Origin of the sequence: Pseudomonas sp. S37, assembly GCF_016658545.1 — a bacterium.
Classification (GTDB): Bacteria; Pseudomonadota; Gammaproteobacteria; order Pseudomonadales; family Pseudomonadaceae; genus Aquipseudomonas.
In genome coordinates this window covers 24,834-32,565 of sequence record NZ_JACVZC010000067.1, presented here as the reverse complement: position 1 = coordinate 32,565, position 7,732 = coordinate 24,834, and the positions used below count along the sequence as shown (strand labels likewise).

At 64.5% G+C, this 7,732-nt stretch carries 6 protein-coding genes; 2 read left to right on the top strand and 4 right to left on the bottom strand.

Translation table 11 applies throughout. From position 1 onward, the window contains the following. Positions 1-163: 163 nt before the first annotated feature. The gene (locus IAE39_RS18970; RefSeq protein WP_201205355.1) at positions 164-934 is read right to left on the bottom strand and encodes a LysR family transcriptional regulator; all 771 of its coding nucleotides are present in this window, start codon (positions 932-934) and stop codon (positions 164-166) included. 122 nt (positions 935-1,056) lie between these two features. Here IAE39_RS18970 and IAE39_RS18965 point away from each other — a divergent pair, with 122 nt between their 5' ends. Continuing rightward, positions 1,057-1,788: an SDR family oxidoreductase gene (locus IAE39_RS18965; RefSeq protein WP_201205354.1), complete on the top strand. Its 732-nt coding sequence runs from the start codon at positions 1,057-1,059 to the stop codon at positions 1,786-1,788. A 226-nt stretch (positions 1,789-2,014) separates the two neighbouring features. On the opposite strand, the gene IAE39_RS18960 is transcribed toward IAE39_RS18965, so the two are convergent. Continuing rightward, positions 2,015-3,388, bottom strand: coding sequence for an 8-oxoguanine deaminase (locus IAE39_RS18960; RefSeq protein WP_201205353.1), 1,374 nt, complete (start codon positions 3,386-3,388; stop codon positions 2,015-2,017). 194 nt (positions 3,389-3,582) lie between these two features. Between IAE39_RS18960 and IAE39_RS18955 the strand changes: the two genes are divergently transcribed. Continuing rightward, entirely contained in the window at positions 3,583-4,794 is a 1,212-nt protein-coding gene (locus tag IAE39_RS18955; protein WP_201205352.1) for an MFS transporter, read from the top strand. Here IAE39_RS18955 and IAE39_RS18950 read toward each other — a convergent pair. After that, positions 4,764-5,699, bottom strand: coding sequence for a LysR family transcriptional regulator (locus IAE39_RS18950; RefSeq protein WP_201205351.1), 936 nt, complete (start codon positions 5,697-5,699; stop codon positions 4,764-4,766). The two genes, IAE39_RS18955 and IAE39_RS18950, sit on opposite strands and share 31 nt — an antisense overlap. Positions 5,700-5,904: 205 nt before the next feature. Beyond that, on the bottom strand, positions 5,905-7,485 hold the full coding sequence (locus tag IAE39_RS18945; RefSeq protein WP_201205350.1) for an aldehyde dehydrogenase (NADP(+)): 1,581 nt from the start codon (positions 7,483-7,485) through the stop codon (positions 5,905-5,907). Positions 7,486-7,732 lie beyond the last annotated feature (247 nt).

Below are 7,732 nucleotides of genomic sequence, written 5' to 3'. Positions count from 1 at the left end.
GGCCCGGCCCACGCCGGCCCCCTGTAGGCGCGGCCTTGCGGCGCGATGGGCTGCGCAGCAGCCCCGGCAATTTGTGCATCTGTGCGCAAAACCTGGGGCTGCTGCGCAGCCCATCGCGACACAAGGCCGCTCCTACAAGGGATTGCGTCAGGACAGTGAGGCTCTACTGCAACGCATCGCGCAACTGCACGACCCCATCCAGCACCAACGCCTGGGCCGAGTAGCACAGGCCGATGCGCCGGCGCAGGTCCAGTTGCGGCATGGGCTCGCAGCGCACACCACCTTGCTCGGTCGCCAGCGACGCCGGCACGATGGCCATGCCCAGCCCGGCGGCCACCATCGCCAGGGCCAGGGCAAACGTTTCGGCTTCAGCCACCGGGCCGGCGGTGTAGAACGGCAGCAGGCGCTGGTGGCTGGGTTGCGCAGGGCAGGTGATCCAATGATCGGCCGCCGTTACCTGGGCCGCAGTGGTCAGTACAAACGGATCGCTGTGCAACGGCAGGAACAATTCATCCTCGCAGCGCAGCTCTTCACTGGCCAGGCGCACCGCGCCCGCGCAACCCGTCACCAGCTGCAAGCGTACCGCAGGCTGGATAGCCGCCGCCGCCCTTACAACCTTGCCCAACACCGCTGCACTCACATCCTGCTCGACGCCGACCTGCAGTGGCACACGCTCACGGTCGCCCTTGAAGCGGCCAAGCAGGCGGTTGGCATCGGCGACCATGCGTTGCGCCTCGGGGTATAGCGCACGGGCATCTTCGGTGACCTCGACGCCGCGTGGCTGGCGCACGAACAGCGTGGTACCCAACGCCTCCTCCAACGCCTTGATGCTGCCGGACAGCGCCGGTTGGCTAAGGTGTATCGAGCGCGCTGCTGCGGTGATATTGCGTTCTTCGAACACCGCGATAAAGGCGCGGAGCTGGCGATAGTCCATGGGGTACCCATAAGTGATGCCGATGGCTGCGAAAGGAATTTCCCATTTTTCGCGAAAAAAGCTGGCTTCTATACTCGCTCTACTTCTTACCCATAGGCAAATCGGATAACAGGATGGCGACCATGACCTACGCTCACAAACCTTTGGTGGTTATTACCGGTGCCAGCTCCGGCATCGGCCTGGCCACCGCCAAGCTGCTGTCAGGCCGTGGCCACGCGCTGTTGCTGCTGTCCCGTCGCCTGGCGCCGATGCAGCAACTGCAGCTGCCGAACAGCCTGGCGCTGGCGGTCGACATCACCGACCGCGCGGCAGTGCTGGCCGCCGTTGCCGAGGCCGAGGCGCGCTTTGGCCCGGTGGATGCGATCATCAACAATGCGGGGGTAATGCTGTTGGGCAGTATTGCCACGCAGGACCCGGAGCAATGGGACCGTATGCTCGACGTCAACGTGCGTGGCCTGCTCAATGGCATTCATGCTGTGGCCGGCGGCATGGTCGCGCGCAAGCACGGCACCATCATCAACGTCAGTTCCGTGGCCGGGCGCAAGGCCTTCCCCAATCATGTCGCCTATGTAGGCACCAAGTTCGCTGTCACTGGCTTGTCGGAAAACCTGCGCGAAGAGTTGTCGCCGAGCAATGTGCGAGTGATCACCATCGAGCCGGGCGCAGTCGATACCGAGCTGCTCAGCCATACCACCGATGACGCCATCAAGGCGGGTTACAACGAATGGAAGCAGGAGATGGGTGGAGTGCTCACGGCCGAGACCATTGCCGAAACCATTGGCTTTGCCTATGGGCAGCCGCAGTCGGTGTGCATCCGCGAGATCGTGGTGTGCGCTACCCGCCAGCAGCAGTGACCGACTGATATTGCGGCAGCCGCGGTCTTTTGTAGGAGCGGCCTTGTGTCGCGATCGGGCTGCGCAGCAGCCCCAGCTTTTTTTGCGTTGAGGCTGAAACCTGGGGGCCGCTTTGCGGCCCATCGCGACGCAAGGCCGCTCCTACAGGGGATTGCGCCTGGCATTAGAGGCGCCGCAAAGCGGCCCCAATTTGCTTAAGTGACTACGACGAAGTAGCCCGGGTAGATCAGGCGCCGCTGACCAACTGGTGCGCCAGCTGGTTATGGCGCTCCAGCACGCGTGGCAGGTCGACGGTGGCCAGCTGGCCGTCCTTGACCACCACGCGGCCGTTGATCACGCTGGTGTGCACCTGGGTCGGGGTGCAGAACACCAGTGCCGCCAACGGGTCGTGGAGGCCGCCGGCATAGGCCACATGGCCCAGGTCGAAGGCGACGAAGTCGGCGACCATGCCCGGGGCCAGGGCGCCGATGTCATTGCGGTTAAGCACCTTGGCGCCACCCAGGGTGGCGATTTCCAGCGCCTCGCGCGCGGTCATGGCGTCAGGGCCGAAACCTACCCGCTGCAGCAGCAGGGCCTGGCGCACTTCGCCGATCATGCTGGCGCCGTCGTTGGACGCCGAACCGTCGACCCCCAGGCCCACCGGCACCCCGTGGTCGCGCATCTTGCGCACCGGGGCGATGCCGGAAGCCAGGCGCATGTTCGAGCAAGGGCAGTGGGCAACACCGGTGCCGGTGCGGGCGAACAGCTCGATGCCATGCTGGTCGAGCTGCACGCAGTGGGCGTGCCAGACGTCGTGGCCGACCCAGCCGAGGTCTTCGGCGTATTCGGCCGGGGTCATGCCGAACTTTTCGCGGCTGTAGGCAATGTCGTTGACGTTCTCGGCCAGGTGCGTGTGCAACGACACGCCATGCTGGCGCGCCAGTACGGCGGCTTCGCGCATCAGGTCGCGGCTGACCGAGAACGGCGAGCAGGGCGCTACCACGATGCGGCGCATCGAGCCGTGGCTGGCGTCGTGGTAGTCCTCGATCAGGCGCTGCGATTCCTTGAGAATGTCGGCTTCCTTCTCCACCACCGAGTCAGGCGGCAGGCCACCCTGGCTCTGGCCCACGCTCATGCTGCCGCGTGCGGCGTGGAAGCGCATGCCGATTTCGGCGGCGGCATGGATGCTGTCGTCGAGCTTGCAGCCGTTGGGGTAGATGTACAGGTGGTCGCTGGAGGTGGTACAGCCGGACAGGATCAGCTCGGCCATGGCGGTCTGGGTCGACACCGCGATCATTTCCGGGGTCAGGCGGGCCCAGATCGGGTACAGGTTGGTCAGCCAGTTGAACAGCTCACCGTCCTGGGCCGCCGGCACCACGCGGGTGAGGCTTTGGTACATGTGGTGGTGGGTGTTGACCAGGCCCGGGATGACCACTTTGCCGGCCATGTCCAGCACCACGTCGGCGTGCTGCGGCAGGGTATCGCTGGGGCCGACCTGCTTGATCAGGTTGTCTTCGATGTACAGGCCGCCGTTCTTGATCTCACGGCGTTCGCCGTCCATGGTGACCAGAAGTGCGGCGTTCTTGACGAGGAGGGTTTTCTTGGTGGTTGCAGATGACATGGCTTAAGCCCGTCGCAATACGCATCGGCGTTTACCGAGGTCGTAGGCGAGCGCTTATGTAATCAGGAATCTTTAAAGTTGTATACATTGCCTTGTTATTGATGAATCCTTGTCAATTAATTGATGAAATATGACCAAAGATAGGAATTAGTTTTACCAATAGACTGGCAGCCTCTTTTCTGGAGTCTGTCTTGATGTCTGTCCACGAACCCGGCCACGGGGCTGCCACTGCTGACCGAAACGTTGCAATCAGCATCGCCATCCTGGCTTTTTCAGCCTTTCTGATCGTCACCACCGAGTTCCTGATCGTCGGGTTGCTGCCCGCGCTCAGCCACGACCTGGGGATTTCGATCTCGGTGGCGGGCCAGCTGGTCACGCTGTTTGCCTTTACCGTCATGCTTGCCGGCCCGGCCTTGACCGCTGCATTGGCGCACCTGGATCGCAAGCGGTTGTTCATCACCATCCTGCTGGTGTTTGCTGCAGCCAACGCGCTGGCTGCGGCATCGAGCAGTTTCTGGGTGCTGGCTATCGCGCGGGTAATTCCGGCACTGGCATTGCCGGTGTTCTGGGGCACGGCCAGCGAAACGGCCGGGCACCTGGCCGGGCGTGATAAAGCCGGGCAGGCCATCGCCAAGGTGTACCTGGGCATCTCGGCGGCCATGCTGCTGGGCATTCCGCTGGGTACCGTGGCGGCCAATGCCGTAGGCTGGCGAGGCGCGTTCTGGATACTGGCGGCACTGTCGCTGCTGATGGCACTGGCCATGTGGGTGTGGATGCCGCACGTTGCCCGCACGGCAAAAATCGACTTCAGGCAGCAGGCGCGCATTTTCAAAGAGCGCTATTTCCTCGCCAATGTGTTGTTGTCGGTGGTGGTGTTCACCGCGATGTTCACCGGCTACACCTACCTGGCCGATCTGCTGCAGCGGGTTGCGGGCGTGGCACCGGCACATACCGGCTGGTGGCTGATGGGCTTTGGCGCCGTCGGCCTGCTGGGCAACTGGATCGGCGGGCGCGCAGTGGACCGTTCACCGCTCAGGGCGACGGCGCTGTTCCTGCTGTTGCTGGCGATTGGCATGGCGGCCCTGGTACCGCTGGCAGATGCCGGCCTGGCATTCTGCCTGGCACTGGCCGTGTGGGGCATTGCCAATACGGCGCTGTACCCCGTCAGCCAGGTGCGGGTAATGAGTTCGGTGACGCATGCCCAGGCCTTGGCCGGCACCACCAATGTGTCGGCGGCCAACGCCGGTATCGGCCTGGGTGCCGTGCTTGGCGGCATGACCATCCCAGGCTTGGGTATCGAGTACCTGGGCTATGTGGCTGCAGGTGTCGCACTGCTGGCGCTGGGCCTGGTGCCGCTGGTGCACAGCCTTGCGCGTCAGCCTGCGGTGCTGGTACGGGTGCCGTGAGGCGCCAAGCGGGGCAGCAGGTAGTCGAGCAAGGCGCGTACCTTGGGTAGCCCTTCGCGGCTTTTCAGCCACACCAGGTTCATTGGCAGGCCGTCGGTGGCCAGCGCTGGCAATACCTCCACCAGGTGCCCTTGGTCGAGGTGTTGCTGGGTCAGCCAGGTGGGCAGCTGGCCGATGCCATGGCCGGCCAGTACGGCTGCAACTTCGCCCTCGCCATCGCCCACTGCGATGCGTGGCTGCACGGTACGCCGTTCCATCTCGCCAGGTTGGCGGCCCTTGAAGAACCAGGGGCTGACCATGCCGTCGGTGTGGCCGTAGCCAACGCAGTGATGGTGTTCCAGGTCGCGTTCGTCTTGCGGCACGCCATGCTTTTCCAGGTAGCTGGGGGCGGCACAGAACATCAGGCGCTGGGCACCGAAGTACTGGTGGCCGAGTGCCGCCGGCCAGGCATCCGGGCCACCGATGCGCACGACGATGTCGATACCCTCGTGCACCGGGTCGACGAAACGGTCGGAAAACGACACATGCGGCTGCAGCAGCGGGTGCAGGCGGATGAAGTCGAGGATCAGTGGCAGCACATGCAAACGACCGTAAGAGGCGGGCAGTTCGATGCGTACTTTGCCGTGGGGTTGGTTATCGCTGGCGACCAGTGCGTGCTCGACCTCTTCCAGGTCAGCCAGCACCGAGGTGCAGGTACGGTAGAACACCACGCCCGCCTCGCTTAGCGACAGGCTGCGGGTGGTGCGGTTGAACAGGCGTGCGCCCAGGCGCGCCTCCAGCCGGGCCACGCTCTTGCTGATGGCCGAGCTGGTGAGGTTGAGCCGCTCGGCGGCTGCCGTGAAGCTGCCCAGGTCAGCGACGGCGACGAAGACATCGATGCCTTTGAGGCGTTCGGAGGAGTACATGGCCGGCCTTTGATGAATTGAGTTCCTGTGTCAGTAGTATCTATTTAATGCCGACAAGGAAATTTCATCAATTGTTTGCGCCTGTACCGGCCTCTTCGCGGGTAAACCCGCTCCCACAGGAACCGCGCAGATTTCAGGCATACGCTGTCACTGTGGGAGCGGGTTTACCCGCGAAGAGGCCAGCCCAAACTACATCATTGCCTGATCACACCGCTTCACGGCTACTCACCCCATCCACCAACCGCGCAATCCCCAGCGGGTTGGCGCTTTTCAGGGCATCTGGCAGCAGCGCATCCGGGTAGTTCTGGAAGCACACCGGGCGCAGGAAGCGGTCGATGGCCAGGGTGCCGACCGACGTGCCACGGGCATCGGAAGTGGCTGGGTAAGGCCCGCCATGCACCATCGCATCGCTCACCTCAACGCCCGTCGGGTAGCCGTTCAACAGCAGGCGCCCGGCCTTGCGTTCCAGCAGCGGCACCAGCGTGGCAAAGGTGCCCAGGTCGTCAGGCTCGGCAATCAGTGTGGCCGTCAGCTGGCCTTGCAGGTGGCGCAGGGCTTCGGTCAATTGCTGCGCGTCGTCCACTTCCACTACCACGGTAGCCGGGCCGAACACTTCTTCCTGCAGCAGCGGGTCGCCGTTCAGCAGCAGGCTCACGTCAGCCTTGAACAGCTGTGGCTGGGCCTGGTTGCCGCTTTGCGGCTCCCCGGCCAGGTGCTGAATGCCTGGGTGCGCCAGCAGGTGCTGCACACCGTTCTGGTAGCTGCGCAGGGTGCCGGCGTTGAGCATGGTCTGTGGGCCCTGGTCGGCCATGCGTGCCACCAGCGTGTGCACAAACTGCTCGAACTGCGGCGACTTGATGCCCACCACCAGCCCCGGGTTGGTGCAGAACTGCCCACACCCCATGACCACCGAGGCGGCCAGTTCGCTGGCCACTTGCTCACCGCGCACCTGCAGCGCCTGCGGCAGCACGATCACCGGGTTGATGCTGCTCATTTCGGCAAATACCGGGATGGGCTGCGGGCGGGCTGCGGCCATGTCGCACAGGGCGCGGCCGCCGCGCAGCGAGCCGGTAAAGCCGACCGCCTGGATGGCCGGGTGCTTGACCAGCGCTTCACCCACGCCTGCACCGTAGATCATGTTGAACACGCCGGCCGGCATGCCGCTGCTGGCCACTGCGCGGTCGATGGCCGCCGCTACATGGGCGGCAGTGAGCATGTGCCCGCTGTGCGCCTTGAACACCACCGGGCAGCCAGCGGCCAGTGCCGAGGCGGTGTCACCGCCAGCGGTAGAGAAGGCCAGCGGGAAATTGCTGGCGCCGAACACCGCCACCGGGCCTACGCCGATGCGGTACTGGCGCAGGTCCGGGCGGGGCAGCGGGGTGCGTTGGGGCAGGGCGCGGTCGATGCGGGCGCCGTAGAAGTCGCCACGGCGTACCACCTCGGCAAACAGGCGCAGCTGGTTGCTGGTGCGCGCGCGTTCGCCACGGATGCGTGCTTCGGGCAGTGCGGTTTCACGCATCACATGCTGGATGAAGTCATCACCGAGGGCGTCCAGTTCGTTGGCGATGGCATCGAGAAAACCCGCACGCTCGGCCGGGCTGGTGCTGCGATAGGCCGGGTAGGCAGCCTCGGCCGCCTGCACGGCGGCCTCGACCTCGTCGCCGGTCGCCTGGTGGAAGGCGTAGGGCAGTGGCTCGCCGCTGTGGGCGTCGACGCTGTTCAGCAGTACGTCACCGTTGCCGCTGAGCTGGCCGGCGATGTGGTTCAGGCGATGTTCGATGGACATTGGGTTTCCCGTTGGCAATGACAGTCGTTGGGCTGGGACTGTAGGCGGCTGACGGGGGGCTGAATAATGATTAATGCGGATCGGGTGATAGCTGTAGGTTATCGAATGGGCAGGCTGGTACCGTCCACCTTGTAGGAGCGGCCTTGTGTCGCGATGGGCTGCGCAGCAGCCCCAGGGTTTGCACACAGATACACAAATTGCTGGGGCTGCTTCGCAGCCCATCGCGACACAAGGCCGCTCCTACAGG